Source organism: Paraburkholderia heleia NBRC 101817 (assembly GCF_000739775.1).
Taxonomy (GTDB): domain Bacteria; phylum Pseudomonadota; class Gammaproteobacteria; order Burkholderiales; family Burkholderiaceae; genus Paraburkholderia; species Paraburkholderia heleia.
This window is the reverse complement of the sequence record NZ_BBJH01000029.1, coordinates 65,235-88,561: the sequence shown is the minus strand read 5'-3', so window position 1 is coordinate 88,561 and position 23,327 is coordinate 65,235. Positions and strand designations below refer to the sequence as shown.

Here is a 23,327-nt window from a genome sequence, read left to right as displayed (position 1 = left end):
GCGGCGCCACGATGCGCGAGAAGGAACGGCCTGGTTCGTGAACGCCGGGTATTACATCGACTTGCGGAACGGCGCGCCCGAATGTTCGCGCAGTTCGTTGAACACGATCTTCGGCCAGGCCTTTTGCGCGACCTCGATTTCGGAGACGTGCGAGGCGAGATAGGTCGGCGCGTTCGACGCGTCGTAGGCCATGCGGGCCTCGTACGAATCGGTGAAGCGGCGCAGTTCGGCGGGATCGTCGCAGGTCACCCAGCGCGACAGGCGATAGCGCGCGGGCATCAGGCGCACGGCAACCTTGTACTCGGCGGCGAGGCGGTGCGACACCACTTCGAACTGCAGCTGGCCGACCGCGCCGAGAATCGTGGCGCCGCCGTGAATCGGGCGGAACACCTGGATCGCGCCCTCTTCGCCGAGCTGCTTGAGCGCTTCGCCCAGCTGCTTCGCGCGCATCGGATCGACCACTTCGACGGTCTGGAAGATTTCCGGCGCAAAGAACGGCAGACCCGTGAATTGCAGGTCTTCGCCTTCGGTGAGCGTGTCGCCGAGGCTCAGCGTTCCGTGGTTAGGAATACCGATGATGTCGCCAGGGTACGCCTCCGCCACGGTCTCGCGGCGCTGCGACAGGAAGCTCACCACGTTGTTCGCGCGGAAGGTCTTGTTGTTGCGCGTGACCTTCAACTGCATGCCGCGCTCGAAATGGCCCGAGCATACGCGGATGAACGCCACGCGGTCGCGGTGCGCGAGGTCCATGTTGGCCTGCACCTTGAATACGACGCCCGTGAACCTGGCTTCTTCGGGCGAGACCGGACGCTGCACCGCCATACGCGGCGACGGCGGCGGCGCGAGATCGACCAGCGCGTCGAGAATTTCCTTCACGCCGAAGTTGTTGATCGCCGAGCCGAACAGCACCGGCGACTGCTCGCCCGCGAGGAAGGCGTCGCGATCGAAGGTAGGCGTCGCGCCCGTGATCAGCTCGACCTCTTCCTTGGTGCGCTTCCAGTGATAGCCGAATCGCGCTTCGCCATCGGCCTCGCTGAGGTTCTGCAGCGTTTCCACCGCGCCGCCCAGCGACTCCTGGCCCGCGCGGAACACGCGCACCTGGTCGCGCTGGATGTCGTACACGCCCTGGAACTCCTTGCCCATGCCGATGGGCCAGGTGAACGGCACGGCGGCCACGCCGAGGTGCTGCTCGATTTCGTCGAGCAGGTCGAGCGGCTCGCGCACTTCGCGGTCGAGCTTGTTGATGAACGTGAGAATGGGCGTCTTGCGGCTGCGGCAGACTTCGAGCAGCTTGAGCGTTTGCGCTTCGACGCCGTTCGCGCCGTCGATCACCATCACGGCCGCGTCGACTGCCGTGAGCACACGGTAGGTGTCTTCCGAGAAGTCCTCGTGGCCCGGCGTGTCGAGCAGGTTGATGACGGCGTCGCCGTACTCGAACTGCATGACCGAGCTGGCGACGGAAATGCCGCGCTGCTTTTCGATCTCCATCCAGTCCGAGGTCGCGAAGCGGCCGCTCTTCTTGCCCTTCACGGTACCGGCGATCTGGATCGCGCCCGAAAACAGCAGCAGTTTTTCGGTGAGCGTGGTCTTGCCCGCGTCCGGGTGAGAAATGACCGCGAACGTGCGGCGGCGTCTGAGTTCGGCTACTGACATGGATAAGGGCGGGTATCACGGATGAATTCGGGCAACCGGGCCGCGCGGCGGGGGTTGCGGCGAGCTCGGCGGCGCTTGCGGGCGCGTTTTCGAGCAACGCTTACGGCGCGTGCGGCGGCAGTGCGCGGACCGCGGCGCACGGCAAATAGCACGAACGATCGGGAATGTCCCGCGGATGCCCGCGCAAAAAGCGAAAAGGCGCCGGGACCGAATGATACACGGCATTCGTCCCGCCGACTAAAGGTTTGATAGGGTTCGAACGGGTTAGACGTGCAGGCTGGCGCCGCTTTGGCAACGGTGAGCTTTTACAGGACCTCGATGCGAGTGCGCCGTCGACACTGTCATGCGGCCGCCTCGTTCGCGAGGCGCCCCCGTTTTCGCGGTAATTCCCTTTCGTTACAGGCATCGATCCGCTCCGTGAGCGTCCTGGTCCTGCTCGTTGCGGCGTGCCGATACGCGCCGCGCAGGGCGTGAGGTGAGCTTTTCCGGGAGCCTGGAAGCGGGCGGCCGTCACGTCGGGTGCTGCGCGCGCCTGGCGCAACGGCCTGGCGAGAATTGGCCCGTTATTCCTTGATGAGGAAGCGTTCGCGATTCTTGCCCGCCAGCCAGCCCGGCGTGCGGCCACGGCCGCTCCAGGTCTCGCCGGTTTTCGGGTTCATGTAGCGGGGCGGCAGCGCCTTCTTGCGGGCGGGACCCGCGCGTCGGGTCATGAAGCCCAGCTCTTCCGCAGTGATGTCGTATTCCGCGATCTTTTCCCTGATCTCGGCGATCGCCTGGTCAATTTCCTTTTCACGCGCCGCAGCCACTTCCTTGTGAAGCTTCTCCAGCTGGGCGGTCAGTTGCTTGTAGCTCGGCATGAAACGTCATCTCCAGTTCGGTCAAGAGAGTGTCATTGTGACCGGTTTGGAGCCCGCGCGATGATGAAGGCGCGCTTTTTTCCTATGCTGGCGCAAACGTTGGCGTTACCGTTCGCGCTGCTGCAGCGATTCGTGCGACAGCCGACTTTCGAGCGCACGCAGCGCTTCGTTGAGCCGCTTCACGCGCTGCACCTGCGAAGGGACGAGGTTCTCGCTGGAAACCGATTCGAGCCGGCCGCGCCAATAAGAAAGCGGAATACGGTCGCGCCCCGAGAGCCGCCCGATGATGTGCTCGAGATGCTCAATGTCCTTTTCGAGTTGGTGATGATTCATCGCTGTCCCCGGTAATGACAAGTTTTATCGGGCGCGCACAAATAGCGCGCACTCACTTTCGTCGCATCGCCGATTTTCCGCGTACCGCGGATAATCGGTCAGTTTGGTAATCGCGCCGGCTGACCGTGCTAAATGCACGCCGCAGCGGACTGGTTTTGTTCGTACTGTCAGACCAGAATAAGGCCAGCGCGGCCGGCTATCCGTTGGATACCGCACGGAATTTCAACGGCCGCTCGTCCACGCTGACGTTGCATCCACATCCATACCGGAAGGCAGATTAACGGGGGCTATTGCGTCTGTATATTCCTCAATTGTGGAACGCTATGCGGAGCGTATTTTGCCGCCGACGGTTTTTCACAATATGAACAACGAGAATGGCGTGAAAACAAACGAATCACAATACGATCGCCTGCTGCATCTTGTTTACGACACGCTCGATAATCCTTGCGCCTGGAAGGATTTTTGCGCGCAATTACGCGAAGCGACTGGCGTGGCGTCGATTCATCTGTATGCCTTTGACCGGCAGCGCGATCTGTTTTCCTGGAGCGACGGTTTCGCGCTCGGCGGCGCGGAGCCGCTGGAGCGCATTCGGCCGCTGTACCGCGACGATGCGCGCCTGGCATGGCTGCGCGCTTACCCGCCGGGCAAGTGGTTGCATTGCGGCGCCGAACCCGACCGCGCAGCCGGCTTCGAACTCTGCCCGCTCGAGGAAGGCCATCGCTGCGCGGCGCTGTGCAAGCTGATCGAACAGAGCGGGGTCGCCGTCATGCTCGCGTGCCGCGCGAACGCCGAGGCCGGGCCGCTCCCGGGCGAGCACCGCGGACTGCTCGAACGGCTCACGCCGCACCTCGTGCGCGCGGTGCGCCTGTACCTGCGCCGCTTTACCTTGAACGCCGACACGCTTGCAAACCGCCCACGTCCGCCAGCCATGCTCGTGAGCGCGCTGGGCGAAGTGCTCCACAGCAACGAGGCCGCACAGCGGCTCCTCAAGGCGACCTCACTCGTGCGGGTGCGCGGACGGCGGATCACGCTCGCTGCGCCCCATCACGCGCGCCTGCTGGAAGACATCGCCGTGAGCGAGGTGCGCCTGCGTAACCGCACGAGCGGCGCGCGGGCGGCGGCGGCGCGCTTTCGCGCGTTGCGCATCGTCGGCGCCGCCGACGGCACGCCCGCGCCCCGCGCACCCGACGCGGCCGCCGCAACGGACCCGCACGGCCGGACCCACGACGGGCAGGCCCGCGCACAGGCTTCGGCGAGCCAGCAGGAGGTGCTCTACGCGTTCTACAACGTGGTGGCGGCCGACGACGCCTCGGCTTCGGAATTGCACGCCTTCGCGGCGCTGACCTTCTATCACCCGCGCTCCGCGCCGCTCGTCGACGAGCGGGTGCTCGCCACGGCCTTCGATCTCTCGCCGGCCGAATGCCGCATTGCGCTGCTGCTCGCGGAAGGTCTCACGCAAAAGGAAATCGCGGCGCACGTCGGCGTACAGCACGACACCGTGCGCAAACAATTGCAGTCGATCTTTCAGAAGACGGCGACGCGCCGCCAACCCGACCTGCTGCGCCTTTTACTGAATCTGCCGGCGCGCGGCACGGGCGCCGCCGCCGAAGGTTGAGCGGCGCGCGACAGGTTTATTGGGCCTTGCGGCAGGCGAATACGAGCGTGTAGTTGCCGCTTTCGGTCGATGTCGCGACCGTGTCGTAACCGGCGCCGGCGCAACGGGCGCGCGCCTGCTGGGCGCAGGAATCGCGATCGCCCGAGGCCGGGCATTGCACCTGGACCGTCGGACGGCCGTCCGACAGGAACAGCGGCGGCCCGCTACTGCACGCGGCAAGGCCAGCGATCAAGGTCAGCGCGCACGCCGCGAACGGCAACCTGCGCAAACGGAACAACGGCGAACCAGGACGAGTCATTTGGAGCACCCCTACGGGCTTCTAGTTTTTCGACGTTGCGATTGTGCCATGCCGCGAGCCATGTGCGATGCATCGCAGCGTGCGCTGCGCGCGCTCAGGGCGCGGTCGAGAGCGTCTTGTATGGCAGCGCGCCTCGCGGGTCCGAACTCACGCGTACGAACACCTGCTCGACGTCGGGAATCGCGGCGAGTCTGCGCTCGAGCGCCGCACGGTCGAAGCGTGGCCCCACGCACCCTTCCGCATAGACGAAACGGCGCTGCACCGTGATCCAGATGCTGGTGCCCGCAAACAGGGCATCGCCTTGCAGTTGCTGGCGAATCGCCGCGGCAATGTCCGCATCGTAAAGATACGAGTTCGGCTTCGAGCACTTGTGCGCGAGCCAGCAGGTCGTGCCTCGCTCCACGCGATAATGGGCGTCGTCGTCGGCTTCGGCTATCGTCATCCGCGGGCCGAGCGGCTGCGGGCAGGCGCCAATCGCGCTCGACAACGCGAAGAACGGGTCGTTGTACCAGTTCTTGCGCTCGACATCCGCAGCGTTCCCGGCCTTCGAGGCGGGCGCAGAGGCGCCGGTTTGCAATTGCGCGGGCGCGGCGCCCGCCCAAAAGCCCGCGAAAACGCCTACGCAAACAAGCACCGCCGCAAGCCGTGCTGTCCGCACCGCCCGCGCGCGCCAGGCGCTTTGCCCGCACTGATCGATTGCACTCATCGACTGTCACCTCGCCGCCTCGCTCTTCTGCGCAACGATAGGACCGCGCGGCCACGCTCGCAATAACGAGATAAATCCTTTCGTTACAATCGCTGCGACGCACCACGGCCGCGCCGCGTGAAAAGACGCATCTCAAGCCATCTCACACGCAACAAGCTGAATCGCGCAACACGCTCGATCCGCAGGAGACTCCATGTCGTTTGTTATCGTTCTCGCCGCCCTCGCGTTCCTCATGCTTGCCGCGTACCGCGGTTACAGCGTGATTCTCTTCGCGCCCATCGCTGCGCTCGGCGCGGTCCTGCTCACCGAACCCGCCGCTGTCGCCCCCGTCTTTTCGGGCATCTTCATGGAAAAGATGGTGGGCTTCGTGAAGCTCTACTTTCCCGTGTTCCTGCTCGGCGCGGTATTTGGCAAGGTCATCGAACTATCGGGATTTTCCGAGGCGATCGTGCACGCCGCCATCCGCTATATCGGCCGCTCGCGCGCCAACGCCGTGATCGTGGCCGTGTGTGCGCTGCTCACGTACGGCGGCGTTTCGCTCTTCGTGGTGGTGTTCGCCGTCTACCCGTTCGCAGCCGAACTCTATCGCCAGAGCGATATTCCCAAGCGCCTCATGCCGGGCGCCATCGCGCTCGGCGCTTTCTCGTTCACGATGGATTCGCTGCCCGGCACGCCGCAGATCCAGAACATCATTCCCACCACGTTCTTCAAGACCACCGCATGGGCCGCGCCCGCGCTTGGCGTCACCGGTTCGCTCTTCATCGTCGTGGTGGGCCTCTCGTACCTCGAATGGCGCCGCCGCGGCGCCATGTCGAAAGGCGAAGGCTACGGCACCTCGCTCGTGAACGAGCCGGAACACGTGAAGACCGAACACCTGCCCAACCCGGTGCTCGCCGTCGCGCCGCTCGTGCTGGTGGGCGTGGCGAATTTCCTGCTCACGCACTGGATTCCCGTCTGGTACGGCGACACCGTGACCGTGCCGCCCGAAGTGCTGCCCGGCATTCATACGCCTGTCACGGCCACCGTCAAGCAGGTCGTGGCGATCTGGGCGGTTCAGGGCGCGCTGCTCGCGGGCATCGTGCTCGTGATCGTCACGGCGTTCGGCCGCGTGAAAGACCGCTTTGCGAACGGCACGAAAGCGGCCGTGGCCGGGGCGCTGCTGGCTTCGATGAACACGGCCTCGGAATACGGCTTCGGCGGCGTGATTGCGGCACTGCCCGGCTTCATCGTCGTGAGCGATGCACTCAAGAGCATTCCGAATCCGCTCGTGAACGCCGCCGTTTCGGTGAGCGCGCTTGCGGGTATCACAGGGTCGGCATCGGGCGGCATGAGCATCGCGCTCGCGGCCATGTCGGATCTCTTCATCAAGAGCGCGCAGGCGGCCCATATTCCGATGGAAGTGCTGCACCGCGTGGTGGCCATGGCCAGCGGCGGCATGGACACGCTGCCGCACAACGGCGCGGTCATCACGCTGCTCGCGGTCACGGGGCTCACGCACCGCGAGTCGTATCGGGACATCTTTGCGGTGACGGTGATCAAGACGTTGGCCGTCTTCTTCGTGATCGCCGTGTACTATGCGACGGGCATTGTTTGATGGGAGGGGCTCGCAGCGCACGCTGATCCCGCCGCTGCGGGCCCTGCCAACCCTGCCGTACGTGCGCCATCGTACCTCCTGACCTCGCAATCCGCGGCGCAGAACCGTTCGAAGTGCGCCCTACACTTCGAGCCATTCTTGCCGGATGCGCGCATCGGCCTTCAACTGTTGCGGCGTCCCCTCGAACACGATCTGGCCGTGCCCCATGACGTACACGCGCTGCGAGATATCGAGCGCGATGGCCTGCTTCTGCTCGACGAGCAGCACCGAAATGCCGCGCGCCTTCAGCGTCTTCAGGTACTCGCCCACCTGCGCGACGACGAGCGGCGCGAGCCCTTCGGTCGGCTCGTCGATGATGATGAGGTCGGGGTCGCCCATGAGCGTGCGGCACAGCGTCAGCATCTGCTGCTCGCCGCCGGACAGCAGGCCCGCCGGCGTCTCCTCGCGCTCCTTCAGGCGCGGGAACATCCGGTACATGTCGTCGAACTGCCAGCGCGGCTTCTGGTGCCGCCCCCGGCCCAACCGCTTGCGCTTTTCTCCGAGCATCAGGTTCTGGCGCACGGTGAGCGTCGGGAAGATATCGCGGTTCTCCGGCACGTAACCGATGCCCCGGTGCGCGACCTCGAAGGTGCGCAGCCCGCGCACTTCCTCGCCGCGCAGCAGAATCTGCCCCTCGCACCGCACGAGCCCCATGATGGCTTTGGCGAGCGTCGAGCGGCCCACGCCGTTGCGCCCGAGCAAGGCGACGATCTCGCCTTCGCCCACCTGCATCTCCACGCCGTGCAGGATATGGCTCTTGCCGTAGTACGCGTGCAGTTCGCGCACCTCGAGCATGGGATTGGCGGTCACCATCAATGCGCACCTGCGGGTTCGTCCAGCGTGGTGCCCAGATAGGCTTCCTTCACGCGGCGGTTGTTACGGATGGCTTGCGGCGTGTCCGTGGCGATCACCTCGCCGTACACGAGCACCGAGATGCGGTCGGCGAGGCCGAACACGACGCTCATGTCGTGCTCGACCATCACCAGCGTCTTGCCGGCGGTGACGCGGCGAATCAGCTCCACCGCGTGATCCGACTCCGAGCGGCTCATGCCGGCCGTGGGTTCGTCGAGCAGGATCACCTCGGCGCCCCCCGCGATCGTGATGCCGATTTCGAGCGCGCGCTGCTCGGCGTAAGTCAGCAAACCTGCAGGCGTGTCGTGGCGGCCCTGCAAGCCGATCAGTTCGAGCACTTCTTCGGCGCGTGCGCGTGCGTCGCGCAACTGCTCGAGGCGATGCCAGAACGAATAGCGGTAGCCGAGCGACCACAACACCGAGCAGCGCAAATTCTCGAACACCGAAAGGCGATGAAAAATGTTCGTCACCTGAAAGCTGCGCGAGAGCCCCATGCGGTTGATCTTGTACGGCGGCAGCCCGCCGATCTCGACGCCGTTGAGTTTGACCGTGCCCGAACTGGGCGCCATGCGCCCCGAAATCAGGTTGAACGTGGTCGATTTGCCCGCACCGTTAGGACCGATCAGCGCGTGACGTTCGCCCTTCGCGATAGTCAGGTCGACGCCGCGAATGATCTCCGTGCGCCCGAAATGCTTGCGCACGTCACGCAACTCCAGTGCGGCCGTCATGCGTTGCTCCCCGCGATTTCCCGTTGCACGCCGTCCCAGGCCTCGCGCAAGCGCGCGGCGGCGAGGCGTCCCGCCTGCGCGCCCAGCGCCCACAGCACCGCGGCGACGGCCCAGGGCCTCCACGACGCGGCATCGAAATTCAGGCCGAAGAACGCCATGGCCGTGCCGTTGTCACTGTCGATCTGCACCTTGTAGACGAGTTCGACCGTCAGCACGAGCGCTGCAAGCAAAATCAGCGCGGCGCCCAGCGCCGCCGCATAGGAAGGCAACATGCGGTGCAGCTTGCGCGCCGCGATGAGCGGGACCTGCTTCATCAGCAGGCTCGACACGCCGCCCGGCACGTACATCACCACGAGCACGAAGAACAGGCCGAGGTACAGCAACCATGCCGGCGTGAGATTGGACAACGCGACCGCGAACAGCACGAACAGAATCGAACCGATGATCGGCCCGAAGAAGAACGCCCCGCCGCCGATGAACGTCGCGAGCAGCACGCCGCCTGACTGCGCGGCGCCGACATTCTCCGCGGTCACGATCTCGAAGTCGATCACCGAGAGGCCGCCTGCAATACCGGCGAAGAACGCCGAGAGGACCATCACGAAAAAGCGCACGCGCTGCGTGTTGTAGCCGACGAATTCCGCGCGCTCGGGATTGTCGCGCACGGCATTGGCGATGCGGCCGAGCGGAGTCTGCGTCCATGCGTACATGGCGATCATCGACACGAGGCACCACACCGCGATCAGGTAGTACACCTGGATCGCCGGGCCGTAAGTGATGCCAAGCACCGCATGGCCAACTGTGCGATTGGTCGGCACCCCGCCTTCGCCGCCGAAAAAGCCGGGAAACATCAGCGAACTCGCCGCCACCATCTCGCCGATGCCGAGCGTGATCATCGCGAAGGTGGTGCCCGACTTGCGCGTGGTCACGTAGCCGAACAGCACGCCGAACAGCATGCCCCCGAGCCCGCCCACCAGCGGCAGCAGCGAAACGGGCAGCGGAAAATGGCTCGCGCCGATCCGGTTGAGCACATGGGCCGCCACGAATGCGCCGAGCCCGGAGTACACCGCGTGGCCGAACGAGAGCATGCCGGTCTGGCCGAGCAGCATGTTGTACGAAAGCGCGAAGATGATCATGATGCCCATCTGCGAAAGCAGCGCGATCGCGAAGCCGCTGGAAAACACGAGCGGCAGCACCAGCATCGCGAGCCCCGTGGCGCCCCAGACGATCCAGCGCAGCGCATGCGTGGACTGCAGCCATCCATGGCGTTGCATGGCCGAACCGGCATTGGCCTGAATGAGCGGTTTCATCGTTCAGCCCTCCCGCTTGCCGAGCAATCCGCGCGGACGCAGGATCATCATGAGCACCATGAGCAGATAAGGCAGAATCGGCGCGACCTGCGAGACGGGCATGCGCCACAGCGAAGAGAGCGTCGTACTGTCCGTGACCCGCACGCCAACGAGTGAGAACAGATCGGAGAGCGAGGCATCGATCGTGACGGCGAAGGTCTGCATGACGCCGATCAGCAGCGACGCGATGAACGCGCCCGGCAGCGAGCCCATGCCGCCCACCACGGCGATCACGAACACGATGGTGCCCACCGACTCGGCCATCGAAGGCGACGTGACGAACGCATTGCCGCCAATCACGCCAGCGAGGCCCGCCAGCGCGGCGCCGCCGCCGAACACCAGCATGAATACGCGCTGCACGTTGTGCCCGAGCGCCTCGACCATTTCCGGATGCGTGAGCGACGCCTGAATGACCAGGCCGATGCGCGTGCGCGTCAGCAGCAGATACAGCGCGGCCAGCATGGCGATCGAGATGAGCATCATGAAGGCGCGATACTTCGGAAATTCCGACGTGTACACCTTGAACAACGCCCCGTTCAGTTCGGGCGGAATGGCGTAAGGCACCGCGGCCAGACCCCAGACCAGCTTGACGCCCTCCACGATCAGGTACGAGAGGCCGAAGGTGAACAGCAATTCCGCCACATGCCCGAACCTGTGCACGGTACGCAAGCCGAAACGCTCGACGAGCGCGCCGACACACGCCACGAGCAGCGGCGCCGCCACGAGCGCCGGCCAGAAACCGATCCTGCTGGCGATGGTGTAGGCAAAGTAGGCCCCGAGCATGTAAAAGCTGGCGTGCGCGAAATTGAGCACGCCCATCATGCTGAAGATCAAGGTGAGGCCCGAGGAAAGCATGAACAGCAGCAGTCCGTAGCCGATGCCGTTCAACAGAGAGATGGTCAGGAATTCCACTGCCCGATGATCCTTGTGAAGTGTCGTAGCGAGAGCAGGTTCAGCCTGGGCGCTTCATCTGGCAAGTGGTCGGCTGCGTTGCCGCGGTCGGCCCGAGCTGGACGTCGGTGCGCCAGCCATAGCCGGTGTTCTCCTGGTCGTACTTTACCGTTTTGCCGTCCGCCCGGGTCCATGTCGCGATCACGAGCGACTGCTGCGCCTGGTGATCGGCGGCGCGCATCGTCACCGGACCGTTCATGCCGTCGACCGTCATGCCCTCCATGGCTCTCGCCACCTTGACGGGGTCGGTCGACTTCGCCGCGTTCATCGCACGGCTGAGCATTTCGATGGCGGTATAGGCCGTCGCCAGATAGTAGTCGTCGTTGTACTTCTTCTTGAAGCCCTCGATGATCTGCCCAACCACCGGCGGGTTGTTCGCCGTGTTCGGGCCGAACACGCCCACGTACTTCACATGGTCGGCGCCGGACGCGCCCATGGCCGTCGGCACGCCGGTCGTGCCCGCGTAATAGGTGTAGAAGTTGGCCGTCACGCCCGCGTCCTTGCCTGCCTTCACGAGCAACGCGAGGTCGCTGCCCCAGTTGCCCGTGATCACCGTGTCGGCGCCGGACGCCTTGATCTTGGTGGCGTAAGGCGAGAAGTCCTTCACGCGCGCGAGCGGATGAAAATCGTCGCCGACGATCACGATATCCGGCCGCTTGCTCTTCAGGTCCTCGCGCGCCACGCGCGAAACGTCATGGCCAAACGAGTAGTCCTGATTGATGAGGTAGACCTTCTTGATGTCCTTGTCGCGCGCGAGGAACGTGGTGAGCGCATCCATCTTCATGTCGGCGTTGGCGTCGAAGCGGAAGTGCCAGTAGTCGCACCGGGCATTGGTCATGGCCGGGTCCACCGCGGCGTAGTTCAGGTAGACGATTTCCTTGCCAGGATTGCGCGAGTTGTACCTGGCGACCGCATCTTCCAGCGCGAGGCCGACCGACGAGCCGTTGCCCTGCACGATATAGCGGATGCCCTGGTCGGCGGCCTGGTTCAGCAGGGTCAGGCTTTCCTGCGGCGAAAGCTTGTTGTCGAATCCGACCACCTCGAACTTCGTGCCGTTTGCCCAGTTATGCTCGTTGGCGTATTCGGCCGTGTATTGCCAGCTGTGCAGCTGATTCGTTCCGAGCGACGCCATCAAGCCGGACAGCGGATCGATGAAGGCAATCTTGACCGTCTCCGCTTGCGCAGCCCCGCCTGCCACCGCCGACGATACAACCGCACCAACCAGCAACGAGCGCAACATCCTCATGGACTGTCTCCTTTGTTTGGGCATTGCTTATCGAGCGTGAATTTTCTGTCCGACCGTGCGATTTTTCGCTATATCAACACATTCCTGGCGCTAATGACAGCACTCCAGGGAAATCGCTGAGGCGGTGAGGCATGGCAAGTCACCGCGACTGGCTTACGGTTAGCCTGGGTCCGTCCGCCGCGTACGCTCGAGAGAAGGCGAGCGCTCGGTAAGGGACGGCGCAGCCTCGTGCCCGTCAAGCTTTGCGCCCTTGAATTGCTGCCGGTACGCCACGGGCGTCAACGCTTTTGTGGCCTTGAACTGCCGGTTGAAGTTCGCCGCATTGGGGAACCCCGAGCGGGTGGCGATCACGGAGATGGGCATCGGCGTGTCGGTCAACAGCCGGCAGGCATGGCCGATCCGAACCCGCGCAAGGTACTGCCCCACGCTTTCGCCCGTGTGCTGCACGAAATGTCTCGTCAGCGTGCGTTCAGACAGACCCGCGGCTTTGGCGAGCGTCGAAAGCCGCAAGGGTTGCGCGAACTGCGTTTCGATCAGCGCAAGCACCCGGTTCAACTGCTCGGGCTCATAGCCTGACGATGCACCCACGCGCCCCTCGAATGCGCTGGGCGTCGCCAGCTGGGTGGCCGGCCAATCGGTCAGCCAGGCGAGGATCTCCAGCACGGCAGCGAGGCGCGCACGCGGGTCGGCCGCCAAAAGACGGTCCAGATAGCCGCGCATCTGCGCGCCGGCGCCTTCTTCGAAGACCAGTCCGCAGGCCGCGCGGCGCAGCAGGTCGCGCAGGTTCGCGTATTCCGGGCAAAGGTCGGCGAGGCGCTGCACCCAGTTGCCTTCGAACCAGACGACGATGGCAACCTGCGGGTCCGCCGGGTCGATCGAGCGATTGGACGACCAGGTGTGCGGCATGTCGGGCGGCACGAGGACGAGATCGTCGGCGCCATAAACGGTGACCGAGTCGCCGATATAACGCTTGCCCTGGCTGTTCATCGTCAGCGTGAGTTCGTATTCCGGGTGGTGATGCCACTCGAACGGAATGCGCGGCAAGCGCCGGTGGTAAACCCGCACCGAACAGCTGCTGCCGAAGTCGACGTGCTCGTACGCTGCCTTCATGGCCGAAACTACAAAGAGATTGACCCGATAATATCACCGGACGAGGCCGCGGCGGCGTACGCTCCCATCATTCGAAATCACCAGGGTGGAGACAACGACATGGCTTTGCATATCGACGACCTGCCCGCGGCTATCCGCAAGGCGAAACAGGAACTTCGGGAGAACTTGCCCCACTACCGGGCCGTGTTCGCCGAGGTCGAAGCGGCCATGCACGAAGAGGCGCATCGCATTGCCCAGCTTCGCGACCGGGGTGAGCCGGTCATCCCCGAAATCGCCTTCGCGGACATCGTCGGCAAGCGGGTGAGCACGGAGCTGATCGCGCTCGTGAAGGCGCGCGGCGCCTGTGTCATCCGCAACGTATTCGACCGCTCGCGCGTGGAGCAGTGGGACAACGACATTGCGGACTACGTCGAGCGCAACGATCTCGAGCGCAAGCTGCTGCATCGCGCCGAAGACAAATACTTCGGCCAGCTGGCCTCGAACAAGCCGCAGATCTACGGTGTCTACTGGTCGAAGCCGCAAGTGCTGGCGCGCCAGTCGCCGGAACTCACGCAGGCACGCGTGTTTCTGAACCGGCTGTGGCGCACCGGGAGCGAAGGCCGCGTGCATTTCGACCCGGATCACGTGCCCGTTTATGCAGACCGGCTGCGCCGCCGGCCGCCCGGCTCCGAATCGCTGGGTCTTTCCGCGCATTGCGACGGCGGTTCGGTGGAGCGCTGGATCGAGGCGAACTTCCGCAAGGTCTACCGCCACGTCTTCTCCGGAAACTGGCGCAACTACGACGCGTTCGATGCGGCGTGGCGCACCGAGGTCGAAGAGATTCCGTCACCGGCCGTCTGCTCGATGTTCCGCACGTTTCAGGGCTGGACCGCGCTCACGCAGCAAGGCCCCGGCGACGGCACGCTGCAACTCGTGCCCATTGCGAACGCGATGGTCTACATCCTGTTGCGGGCGCTGCAGGACGACATTGCAGACGACGACCTGTGCGGCGCGATGCCGGGCCGCGCGCTCTCGATCAGGCCGGAGTACCACGCGCCGCTTTTCCACGCGCTTTCGTCGATCCCCCTGATGCAACCGGGCGACACGGTCTTCTGGCATAGCGACGTCATTCATGCCGTGGAGGATGCGCATCGCGGCAAGGGCTACAGCAACGTGATGTACATCGCCTCGGCGCCGTCCTGCGCCAGGAACGACGCGTATCTCGCGCGGCAATTACCGGACTTCCTCGAAGGCAGGAGTCCGCCGGATTTCCCGACGGATCACTTCGAAGTCGATTTCGTCGGGCGCGCAACGGTAGACGACCTGACCCCGCTCGGGCGCGCGCAAATCGGGCTGAAGACCTGACGCATCGATTGCTGCGTCAGCCGGTCTTGTTGAGGGCATTACGCACCGCAACGGCAAGGTCGTCGTATCGATAAGGCTTGCTGATGAGCGCGACGCCTTCGTCGAGCTTGCCGTCGTGGAAAATGACGTCGCGCGTATAACCGGAGGCAAACAGGACCTTGGCGTAGTAGGGCGGTCCGCTCGCGATACGCGCCAGTTCGCTGCTTCTCACGGTGCCCGGCGTCACGACATCCGTGAACAGCAGGTCGAAACGCTGGCCGCTCTGGATCAGCTTGAGCGCGCCCTCGCCATCTTGCGCGGAGAGCACCTTGTAGCCGAGCTGGGCCAGCATTTCGATCGCGGCAATGCGGACGTCGGCATCGTCTTCGACAACGAGAATGGTCTCGCCGCCTCGCTCCTGCCGCGCGACGGTCGGCTTGTAAGCGTCGTATTCCGCTTCCAGGCTGCGCGGGAAATAGAGGCTGACGGTCGTGCCCCGGCCTTGTGCGCTTTCAATGAAAACGTGGCCCGAACTCTGCGCAACGAACCCGTGCACCATGCTCAGGCCCAGTCCCGTTCCCTGGCCCTCCGCCTTGGTGGTGAAGAACGGTTCGAACACGCGCGCTTTCACGTGGTCGGGCATGCCGCGGCCCGAGTCCGAAACCTGCAGGCGCACATATTCGCCCGCCGGCACGCCATCGCGGCGCGCCCGTTCGTCGTTGTCTGCATCGATATTCGCAAGACAGACGCCGATGCGTCCGGGTCCGTCTATCGCGTCGCGCGAGTTGATGACCAGATTCAACAGCGCGCTCTCCAGCTGACTTCGGTCTGCGCAAATATTCCAGGTCTCTTGCGCGGGCACGATGGCGAGTTCGATCGTTTCCGGCAACGTGCGATGAAGCATCTCGGCGATGCCTTCGACCAGCCGGAATGGATTCAGAACGGCCGGCGCGAGCGGCTGCCTTCGTGCAAAGGCCAGCAGCTGCGAGGCGAGTTTCGCGCCGCGCGACACCGCGTTGCTGACCGCGGCCACGCGCCGCTCGAGCGCGGCGTTGCCTCTCGTCGAAAGCTCGATGAGCTGCAGGTTGGCGGAAATGACCTGCAAGACGTTGTTGAAGTCGTGCGCCACGCCGCCCGTGAGACTGCCGATCGCCTCCAGCTTTTGCGCCTGACGCAGCCGCTCCTCCATCGCCACGCGCGCCCCCACTTCCTCGGCGACGCGCTGCTCCAGTGTCTGCGTCAGTTGCAGCAGCGCGTCTTCGGCCACCTTGCGCTGCCTTTCCGCCAGTATCTTCGCGGTCGTTTCGAACACGATGGCGATGACGCCCGCCGGCCGCCCGTCGTCTTCGAAAACCGGGCTGTAGCTCAGATCCATCCAGACGTCTTCGGCGTGACCTTCGCGATACAGCACGAGCTGCTTGTCCTGAAAGGCCAGCGTTCCGCCCGCAAGGCACGTATCGACGACATGGCGGTTGAACGCCGCCACCTCCGGCCAGCCGGTTTCGACCGGTTTGCCTAACAGGAACGGATGCCGGCCGCCCGCGAAAATCGCGTAAGCGTCGTTGTAGACCATCGTGGCTTCGCGGCCCCAGAGCATGACGAGCGGAGAAGGCGAGGCGAGGAGCATGTTGATCGCGGCGACGAGGCTCGTCGACCACGATTCGCGCGGGCCGAGCGCCGTGGCGCTCCAGTCGAATGCGGCGATGCGCTCCGCCATTTCGCCCGGCCAGCGGGTCGAAGGGCGCTCGATCGGCGGTGGAACTTCCTTGTTCATGACGCGACGTTGCTCCGGGGAGACGCTGCTGGATATCGGTACGACCCTGTTCGTGGAGACGGGTGGCTGCACACGAGCGAAACGGAGCGCGCAATTTTTGTTCCGCCTTTGGGCGGGTGCCGTCAGGATCGCCGCCCAGGGCAACCGGCACCGAAGCGGCAGCCGGTCAGAGCGCGTCACAGGCAGGCCAGCAGGTCTTCGAGCCGCACCGGCTTCGTCAGACATTTGTCGAAACCGGCGGCTGCCGCCCTGGCCGTGATATCCACGTCGATGTGCCCCGATAGCAGAACGTACCGGGTACTCGACAAAGCGGGGTTGAGCCGAAGCTGGCTCACCAGTTCGCCGCCGCTCATGTCCGGCAGCGTCCAGTCCACGAAGGCAAGCTCGGGAAGGAACGACCCGGCGACGAGCAGGGCCTCTTGTCCATCGGCGGCGCATCGGGCTTGATGACCTTCGAACTCGACGAGCGCCGCGAGCGCATCCGAGATATCGCGGTTGTCGTCGACTAGCAAGATTCGTTTTGGCATCGGGCACAAAAAAGCTGGCTGGAGAGCGGGCACGACACAGACAGAACCCGAACCGCGGTTCGCCTTCGAGTGTACCGGATTCCGCCAAAGTCAAACGCCAGCGCCACCTCACGCCAGGGGTCGGAGTCCAGCTTGCTCGCGCATACCGTATAAATCGGTCTACTGATCAATTGCCACGAGGTGCTCTCGGCGCGACGCGACGCGGCTGGCACTTAACGCGTTGTTACCAATCTCGCAGCACCGTTGCACCTGTGTCCGGAGGCGGCGCCTACACTCGGAGCCGTGCTGATCAAGAACGCACACAGCGTGCGAAGGAGTTGCGAGATGAAGAAGACGATTCTCGGCCTGGTCCTGGGCGCAACGGCGTTGGCGGCTTCGACCGCTGCATTGGCCCACATGGATGTGGCCGTGGGCGTTGGCGTGCCAGGCGCGGCCTATGCACCGGTTCCCGTCCAGACCGACTGGCGAGGCGACGACGACTGGCGTGCGCGGCGCTGGCGGGAACACGAATGGCGCGAGCACGAACGTCGTGAGCATGAATGGCGCGAGCGGCAGTGGCGCGAACGCGAATGGCACGACCGGGGCCGTTGGGACTACTGATCCCGGTCAGCGCAGGGCGTCCAGCAGCGCTTGAACGGGGTGGCGCAAGTGGCGCCCGCGCAAGCGCTTCACCTGGCAGCGGCATGAATAGCCTGTGGCGAGCAGTTCGTCCGCCCCCTGCGTCGACGTCGATGCCGCATCGACATGTCGCGCCCACGATTGCCCGAAGATCGTCTCCGAGGTCGCGCGATTGCGCGCCTCGTGGCCGTAGGTGCCCGACATGCCGCAGCAGCCGCTGGCCGGCGTCGCGAGCGTGAGACCCGCTGCCGCGAAGACGTCTTTCCACAAGAGCGTGGCGGCGTTCGCGTTGGTGCGCTCGGTGCAATGCGACAGCAGCCGGAACGAGCCGGACGCGCGCGGCAACGATGCGCGCGCGCGCAGTACGCCGATCAGCCATTCCTGCGGCAACTGAACGTCGGGAACGGTTTCGACGCCTTCCACCTTGCGGTACTCCTGGCGGTACACGAGCGTCATGGCCGGATCGATGCCGACGAGCGGCACACCCGACCTGGCAAGCGCAGCCAGTTGCGCCACATTGCGCCGCGCGGCCCGGCGAAACTGCGGCAGAAACCCCTGCACGTGCAGCGGCTTGCCGTTCGGCAGATAAGGCGCGACGAATACCTTGAACCCAAGCTGCGCGGCGAGTTCCAGAAACGCGGCAGCCACCGGCGTTTCAAAGTAGCGCGTGAACGCGTCCTGCACCACGATCACGCTTTGCTGGCGCTCGGCAACGCTGAGCGTCGAAAGGCGTTCGGGCGTGGCGACCTGCGCTCCCGAGCGGCGCATCACGTCACGCCATGACACACGGCTCAACAATGGGCTATCGACAAGTCCCAGACAGCGCGCAAGCAACGACTTGACCGGACCCGCGCCCATCACCGCGTTGTACACGCTTCTCGCGCCAGGCACCGCCGCGACGCGCGGTACCGTGAATTCGAGCGCGCCGATCAAATAGTCGCGCAGCGGCCGCAAATAGCGCGTGTGATACCACTCCAGAAAGCGTGCGCGAAACTCGGGCACGCTCACTTTCACGGGGCACTGCCCCACACATGACTTGCACGAGAGGCAACCCGCCATGGCGTCATACACTTCATGCGAGAAGTCTTGTTCGCCCTGGCGTTTGCGCATGCTGTTGAACATGCGCACCGGCAACGCCGCCGCGGCGGGCACAGTCGTGAGATCCGCGCCGGCCTCCTGTTGCAGGCGCAACCATTCGCGCATTAGCGAAGCGCGGCCCTTCGGCGAATGTACGCGCTCGCGCGTGGCTTTCCACGACGGACACATGGCGTCGTTCGGGTCGAAGTTGTAGCAGGCGCCGTTGCCGTTGCAGTGAACGGCGTCGGCATTGGCCTGCCAGACGCGCTCGTCTATGCGCCGGTCCAGTTCGCCGCGCAGCGTCGTCGCGTCGATCTTCAACAGCGCCGCACTCGCCCCCGCCGGCGTGGCGATCTTGCCGGGATTGAGCTGGTTGTACGCATCGAATGCCGCCTTGAGCCGCTGCAGCGCCGGATACAAAGGCCCGAAATACCCGGGCACGTACTCCGAGCGCACGCCCTTGCCATGCTCTCCCCACAGCAGGCCGCCATACTTCATCGTCAAGGCGGTCACCGCATCCGAAATGGGGCGCACGAGTGCGGCCTCGTCGGGATTGCGCATGTCGAGCGCGGGGCGCACGTGCAGCACGCCGGCATCGACATGGCCGAACATCCCGTAGCGCAAACCGAAACCATCGAGCAGCGCCCGGAACTCCGCAATATAGTCGGCGAGGTTTTCGGGCGGCACGGCCGTGTCTTCTACGAAGGGCTGTGGGCGGCTCGCGCCGCGTGCATTGCCCAGCAGACCCACCGCGCGCTTGCGCATGGCATAGACGCGATGGACCGCCGCCTCGCCCTCGGCGATCGTGTGTCCCAGGCGCCTGACGCTCGCGTCGGCGCCAAGATGCGCGGCGAACGCCGCCACGCGCGCGCGCAATTCGTGCGCATCGTCGCCGCTGAATTCGACCATGTTGATACCGCTCGCACCGCCTTCGACGCCTTCGTCGTCGGGGAAATATTCCGCCACGCTTTGCCAGACGCTGTCCTCGCGCGCCAGCCGCAGCACCGTGGAGTCCACGGTTTCAATCGAGAGCGGACGATGGGCCATCAATGCGCGCGCGTCGCGCAGGGCATCCATGAAGCTCTCGTAGCGGATATTGACGAGCGCGGCGTGCTGCGGAACCGGCAGCACGTTCAACGTCGCCTCGACAATAAAGCCGAGCGTGCCTTCCGAGCCGCACAGCACGCTGTTGATGTCGAAGCGCCCCTCGCCGTCACGCAGATGCGCGAGGTCGTAACCCGTCAAACAGCGGTTCAGTGCGGGAAAGCGCTCGCGTATCAGGCCGGCTTCGCGCTCGCTGATGTCGCGCGCGGTGCGGAACACTGCGCCGACCTTGTCTTCGCGCGCGCACAGCGCCACGAGCGCGTCATCTTCGACCGGCGCGCCCGACAGGCGCTCACCGCCGACCAGGACCGTTTCCAGCGCGAGCACGTGATCGCGCGTTTTCCCATAGGTGCAACTGCCCTGCCCGCTCGCATCCGTGCTGATCATGCCGCCGATGGTCGCGCGATTCGAAGTCGACAGTTCCGGCGCGAAGAAGAGTCCGTGCCGCTTCAGTTCGGCATTGAGCTGGTCCTTGACGACGCCGGCCTCCACTCTGGCCGTGCGCGCAACGGGATCGATTTCGAGAATCCGGTTCATGTGGCGCGACATATCGACCACGATGCCTTCGGTCAGCGACTGCCCGTTCGTGCCCGTACCGCCGCCGCGCGCCGCGACCGCCACGCCGCGAAACGCCTCGCGCCCGAGCAGGCTCGCGAGGCGTGTGACGTCCTGCGCATGACGCGGAAACACCGCCGCTTGCGCATAGCGCTGGTAGATCGAATTGTCCGTGGCCAGCACCGTGCGCGTCGCGTGACTCGCATCCACCTCACCTTCGAAACCCGACGCCGCCAATTCATGCAAAAATTGACGGATCAGCGGGTTGCTGAATTCGCCGATGGTAAGCGGGGCAATGGTCATAACGTTCTCGGAGTCTCGCCAGGGGCGCACTATTCCCTTTCTGGAAAACGATTGTCGCTTTTCCGTCCGGCACCGGGCAAACGTATATTCGTTGGGTCGATCATGAGGTTTATGAATGAATTTCCGCAAGCTCACGCCTTCCATGTCGCTGCTGCTCGCGTTCGAAGCGTCCGCGCGGCATGAGAGCTTCACGCGTGCCGCCGAGGAGCTGTCGCTCACGCAGAGCGCCGTGAGCCGCCAGGTGCAGGCGCTCGAAGCGATGCTCGAGCTTGCGCTCTTCACGCGCGAAGGCAAGCGCATCGTCCCGACGGATATCGGCCGTGCCTACATGGCCCAGATCTCGCATGCGCTCACGCTGATCCGCAGCGCGACGCTGCAGGCCCTCACGTCCAACGCGCCGAAGACGCAGTTGCGCGTCGCGACCCTGCCGACGTTCGGCGCCAAGTGGCTGCTGCCGCGCCTGCACCGCTTCTATCAGGCGCACCCGGATCTGCAGATCGATCTCGACTCGCGCATCGAGGCCGCCGATTTTGCGACCCAGGACCTCGACGCGGCCATCGTGGTCGGCGACGGCCGCTGGCCGGGGGTGACGGCACACCGGCTCTACGCGGAAGAGCTGGTGCTGGTCGGCAACCCTGCCGCGTTGCCCCTCGCGCGAAAAGCGAGGCGCAGGGCCGCCGCGCCGACCATCGAAGCCCTCGAAGGGCTCACGCTGCTGCGCGTGCGCAGCTTTCCCGACGCATGGCGCGAATGGTGCGCGCACTTCGGGTTGCCTCACGACGCGTTGCGGCCGGGCCCGAGTTTCGAACTGACGTCACATTTGATCCAGGCCGTCGTGGCCGGTATCGGCGTAGGCCTCGTACCGCGCATGCTGGTAGAAGACGAATTGAAGGAAAACCGGCTTCTCAGCCCGTTCGAAGCGGTGCCGAGCTCGCGTTCTTATTACCTCGTCTACCCGCAGCGGGTTCAGCGCCATCCCGTGCTGGTTGCGTTTCGTGACTGGCTGCTGGAGGAACTGACGGGGCGGCCGTGACGTCAAGCGTGCGCGAGGTGCGCTCAGCGGCCGGCCTTTGCGGCCTTCACGGCCGGCACGCCCGCCACCAACGCCGCACCGCTCGCCACCAGCAACGCCGCGAGCAGGTACAGCGCGTTATCCATGCTGCCCGTATGCGTCTTGATGAGCCCGATGGCCCACGGGCTCACGATGCCGCTCGTAATGCCGATACTGCTGATGAGCGCGATGCCCGCAGCCGCGGCCTTGCCCGAGAGATACGCTGAAGGGACCGCCCAGAAGATCGGCAACGCGGCGAAGATCAGCACCGCTGCGATCGAAAGAATCGCCATCATCGCGGCGAAGCTCGCGAGATGCAGCGTGAGCAGCGCCAATGCAATGCCGCCGCCTATCGTGCACGCCGCGAAATGCCAGCGCCGTTCGCCACGCCGGTCCGAGCGGCGCGCGATCCACATGAGGCCCACCGCGCCCACCGCATTCGGAATGACGGTGTAGAGGCTGATCGCCAGCACGTCATGCACGCCGAAGTCGCGGATCATGAGCGGCATCCAGAAGTTCAGCGTGAGCGAGGCACAGGTCAGCGAGAAGTAGATGAACGCGAACAGATAGACGCGCGGGTTGCGCAGCGCCGCCCCAAACGAACGCGTGGAATGCGGGTGATCGCCTTCGCCGCCGCGTTGCGCGAGGAGGTGGGCCTTTTCCGCATCGGTCAGCCAGCGCGCCTTCTCGGGCCCGTCCACGAGCCAGAACGCGGCCATGAGGCCGAGCAGCATGGCCGGCAGCCCTTCGATCAGGAACATCCAGCGCCAGCCGGCGAGTCCCGCCACGCCGGCCATGTCGCGCATGATCCAGCCCGAGATGAGGCCGCCGAGCACGCCCGCTACCGCCACGCCCGCGAAGAAGATCGAGAACACGGCTGCACGGCGCCGCGCCGGATACCAGTATGTGAGATAGAGCACGATACCCGGAAAGAAACCCGCCTCGAATACGCCCAGCAGGAAGCGCAGCGCGTAGAACTGCGTGGGGCTCGACACGAACATCATGCAGGTCGAGGCAATACCCCACAGCAGCATGATGCGCATGAACGTGCGGCGCGCGCCGAAGCGCGCAAGCAGCATGTTGCTCGGCACTTCGCACAGCACGTAGCCGACGTAAAACACGGCGGCGCCGAGGCCGTACATCGCGTCGCTGAAGCCCAGGTCGTGCTTCATCTGCAACTGCGCGAAGCCGATGTTGATGCGGTCGAGGAACGAGACGACGTAGCAAACGAACAGGAATGGAATGACGCGCGCGGAAACTTTCCGATAGAGCGCGTCGTCTTGCTGCGAGGGATTCTGCGCGGACGCAGCGTACGCGCGCGCGGCTTCGGACCGGCGGTCCGGGGCGATCGATTGGGGCATCTGCCTGTCTCCAAACATGACTCCGGTACACCCGGGCAGGCCCAGGCAGACCGTCGATGCGCGGCGTCTTGCGCGCCTTGCGCGGCTCGCCTGGGCCGCGTGCGGTTCGCGCGCCGGTCCAGGCAGTGACGCCGATCATAGGCGGGGCAGGTTTTATTTGTCAATGGCGAATCGATTCGCTTTACGCTAATAAGGGTTTATCTTTAGGTGGCCCGGTCGATGGCGCATCGGCTCATGGTTTCGTCACACCAAAGCCAACGCCATGCGCTCGCCCGAATAAAAAAGCGGCACCCCGCGAGGAGCGCC

20 protein-coding genes are annotated in these 23,327 nt (G+C 64.9%); 5 read left to right on the top strand and 15 right to left on the bottom strand.

Annotated elements, in window-relative coordinates; translation table 11 throughout:
* Positions 1-51: 51 nt before the first annotated feature.
* From BHE01S_RS23350 to BHE01S_RS23340, 3 genes are all read right to left on the bottom strand, one after another.
* Positions 52-1,653, bottom strand: a complete 1,602-nt coding sequence (locus tag BHE01S_RS23350) for a peptide chain release factor 3 (protein WP_042268176.1) — start codon at positions 1,651-1,653, stop codon at positions 52-54.
* A 563-nt stretch (positions 1,654-2,216) separates the two neighbouring features.
* Positions 2,217-2,510 carry an H-NS histone family protein gene (locus BHE01S_RS23345; RefSeq protein WP_042268173.1) on the bottom strand — a complete coding sequence of 98 codons (294 nt, stop codon included), beginning with the start codon at positions 2,508-2,510 and terminating at the stop codon, positions 2,217-2,219.
* A 105-nt stretch (positions 2,511-2,615) separates the two neighbouring features.
* Positions 2,616-2,843: a hypothetical protein gene (locus tag BHE01S_RS23340; protein ID WP_042268171.1), complete on the bottom strand. Its 228-nt coding sequence runs from the start codon at positions 2,841-2,843 to the stop codon at positions 2,616-2,618.
* A gap of 379 nt (positions 2,844-3,222) precedes the next feature.
* Here BHE01S_RS23340 and BHE01S_RS23335 point away from each other — a divergent pair, with 379 nt between their 5' ends.
* Positions 3,223-4,458 (top strand): helix-turn-helix transcriptional regulator, encoded by a 1,236-nt coding sequence (locus BHE01S_RS23335; protein WP_157025585.1) that lies wholly within the window; start codon positions 3,223-3,225, stop codon positions 4,456-4,458.
* A gap of 16 nt (positions 4,459-4,474) precedes the next feature.
* Here BHE01S_RS23335 and BHE01S_RS23330 read toward each other — a convergent pair whose 3' ends face one another.
* A complete protein-coding gene (locus BHE01S_RS23330) occupies positions 4,475-4,756 on the bottom strand; it encodes a hypothetical protein (protein WP_042268300.1) in 282 nt (93 codons plus the stop codon).
* 94 nt (positions 4,757-4,850) lie between these two features.
* On the bottom strand, positions 4,851-5,462 hold the full coding sequence (locus BHE01S_RS23325) for a BON domain-containing protein (RefSeq protein ID WP_245639839.1): 612 nt from the start codon (positions 5,460-5,462) through the stop codon (positions 4,851-4,853).
* A gap of 193 nt (positions 5,463-5,655) precedes the next feature.
* Here BHE01S_RS23325 and BHE01S_RS23320 point away from each other — a divergent pair, with 193 nt between their 5' ends.
* On the top strand, positions 5,656-7,056 hold the full coding sequence (locus BHE01S_RS23320) for a GntP family permease (protein ID WP_042268166.1): 1,401 nt from the start codon (positions 5,656-5,658) through the stop codon (positions 7,054-7,056).
* Between the two features lie 120 nt (positions 7,057-7,176).
* Here the strand turns inward: BHE01S_RS23320 and BHE01S_RS23315 are convergent, their stop codons facing one another.
* From BHE01S_RS23315 to BHE01S_RS23290, 6 genes are all read right to left on the bottom strand, one after another.
* Positions 7,177-7,908 carry an ABC transporter ATP-binding protein gene (locus BHE01S_RS23315; RefSeq protein ID WP_084069139.1) on the bottom strand — a complete coding sequence of 244 codons (732 nt, stop codon included), beginning with the start codon at positions 7,906-7,908 and terminating at the stop codon, positions 7,177-7,179.
* Complete coding sequence (locus tag BHE01S_RS23310) at positions 7,908-8,675, bottom strand: ABC transporter ATP-binding protein (RefSeq protein ID WP_042268163.1); 768 nt, start codon at positions 8,673-8,675, stop codon at positions 7,908-7,910. The genes BHE01S_RS23315 and BHE01S_RS23310 overlap by 1 nt, the downstream gene beginning before the upstream one ends.
* Positions 8,672-9,946, bottom strand: a complete 1,275-nt coding sequence (locus BHE01S_RS23305) for a branched-chain amino acid ABC transporter permease (RefSeq protein ID WP_042268293.1) — start codon at positions 9,944-9,946, stop codon at positions 8,672-8,674. Before BHE01S_RS23305 ends, BHE01S_RS23310 begins: the two co-directional genes overlap by 4 nt.
* Positions 9,947-9,985: 39 nt before the next feature.
* Complete coding sequence (locus tag BHE01S_RS23300; protein WP_042268161.1) at positions 9,986-10,933, bottom strand: branched-chain amino acid ABC transporter permease; 948 nt, start codon at positions 10,931-10,933, stop codon at positions 9,986-9,988.
* A gap of 40 nt (positions 10,934-10,973) precedes the next feature.
* The gene (locus BHE01S_RS23295; RefSeq protein WP_042268159.1) at positions 10,974-12,218 is read right to left on the bottom strand and encodes a branched-chain amino acid ABC transporter substrate-binding protein; all 1,245 of its coding nucleotides are present in this window, start codon (positions 12,216-12,218) and stop codon (positions 10,974-10,976) included.
* 159 nt (positions 12,219-12,377) lie between these two features.
* Positions 12,378-13,328, bottom strand: a complete 951-nt coding sequence (locus BHE01S_RS23290; protein ID WP_042268158.1) for a helix-turn-helix domain-containing protein — start codon at positions 13,326-13,328, stop codon at positions 12,378-12,380.
* Positions 13,329-13,427: 99 nt separating this feature from the next.
* Here BHE01S_RS23290 and BHE01S_RS23285 point away from each other — a divergent pair, with 99 nt between their 5' ends.
* Positions 13,428-14,672: a DUF1479 domain-containing protein gene (locus BHE01S_RS23285; protein WP_042268156.1), complete on the top strand. Its 1,245-nt coding sequence runs from the start codon at positions 13,428-13,430 to the stop codon at positions 14,670-14,672.
* A 16-nt stretch (positions 14,673-14,688) separates the two neighbouring features.
* On the opposite strand, the gene BHE01S_RS23280 is transcribed toward BHE01S_RS23285, so the two are convergent.
* The gene (locus BHE01S_RS23280; RefSeq protein WP_042268154.1) at positions 14,689-16,425 is read right to left on the bottom strand and encodes an ATP-binding protein; all 1,737 of its coding nucleotides are present in this window, start codon (positions 16,423-16,425) and stop codon (positions 14,689-14,691) included.
* 176 nt (positions 16,426-16,601) lie between these two features.
* Positions 16,602-16,937 carry a response regulator gene (locus BHE01S_RS23275; protein ID WP_167337704.1) on the bottom strand — a complete coding sequence of 112 codons (336 nt, stop codon included), beginning with the start codon at positions 16,935-16,937 and terminating at the stop codon, positions 16,602-16,604.
* Positions 16,938-17,276: 339 nt separating this feature from the next.
* On the opposite strand from BHE01S_RS23275, the gene BHE01S_RS23270 reads away from it, so the two are divergent.
* Positions 17,277-17,552 carry a hypothetical protein gene (locus BHE01S_RS23270; RefSeq protein WP_042268150.1) on the top strand — a complete coding sequence of 92 codons (276 nt, stop codon included), beginning with the start codon at positions 17,277-17,279 and terminating at the stop codon, positions 17,550-17,552.
* 6 nt (positions 17,553-17,558) lie between these two features.
* Here the strand turns inward: BHE01S_RS23270 and ydiJ are convergent, their stop codons facing one another.
* Positions 17,559-20,609 carry a D-2-hydroxyglutarate dehydrogenase YdiJ gene (ydiJ, locus tag BHE01S_RS23265; RefSeq protein WP_042268148.1) on the bottom strand — a complete coding sequence of 1,017 codons (3,051 nt, stop codon included), beginning with the start codon at positions 20,607-20,609 and terminating at the stop codon, positions 17,559-17,561.
* Positions 20,610-20,724: 115 nt separating this feature from the next.
* On the opposite strand from ydiJ, the gene BHE01S_RS23260 reads away from it, so the two are divergent.
* Complete coding sequence (locus BHE01S_RS23260; RefSeq protein WP_042268146.1) at positions 20,725-21,642, top strand: LysR substrate-binding domain-containing protein; 918 nt, start codon at positions 20,725-20,727, stop codon at positions 21,640-21,642.
* Between the two features lie 23 nt (positions 21,643-21,665).
* On the opposite strand, the gene BHE01S_RS23255 is transcribed toward BHE01S_RS23260, so the two are convergent.
* Positions 21,666-23,021, bottom strand: a complete 1,356-nt coding sequence (locus tag BHE01S_RS23255; RefSeq protein WP_042268144.1) for an MFS transporter — start codon at positions 23,019-23,021, stop codon at positions 21,666-21,668.
* Positions 23,022-23,327 lie beyond the last annotated feature (306 nt).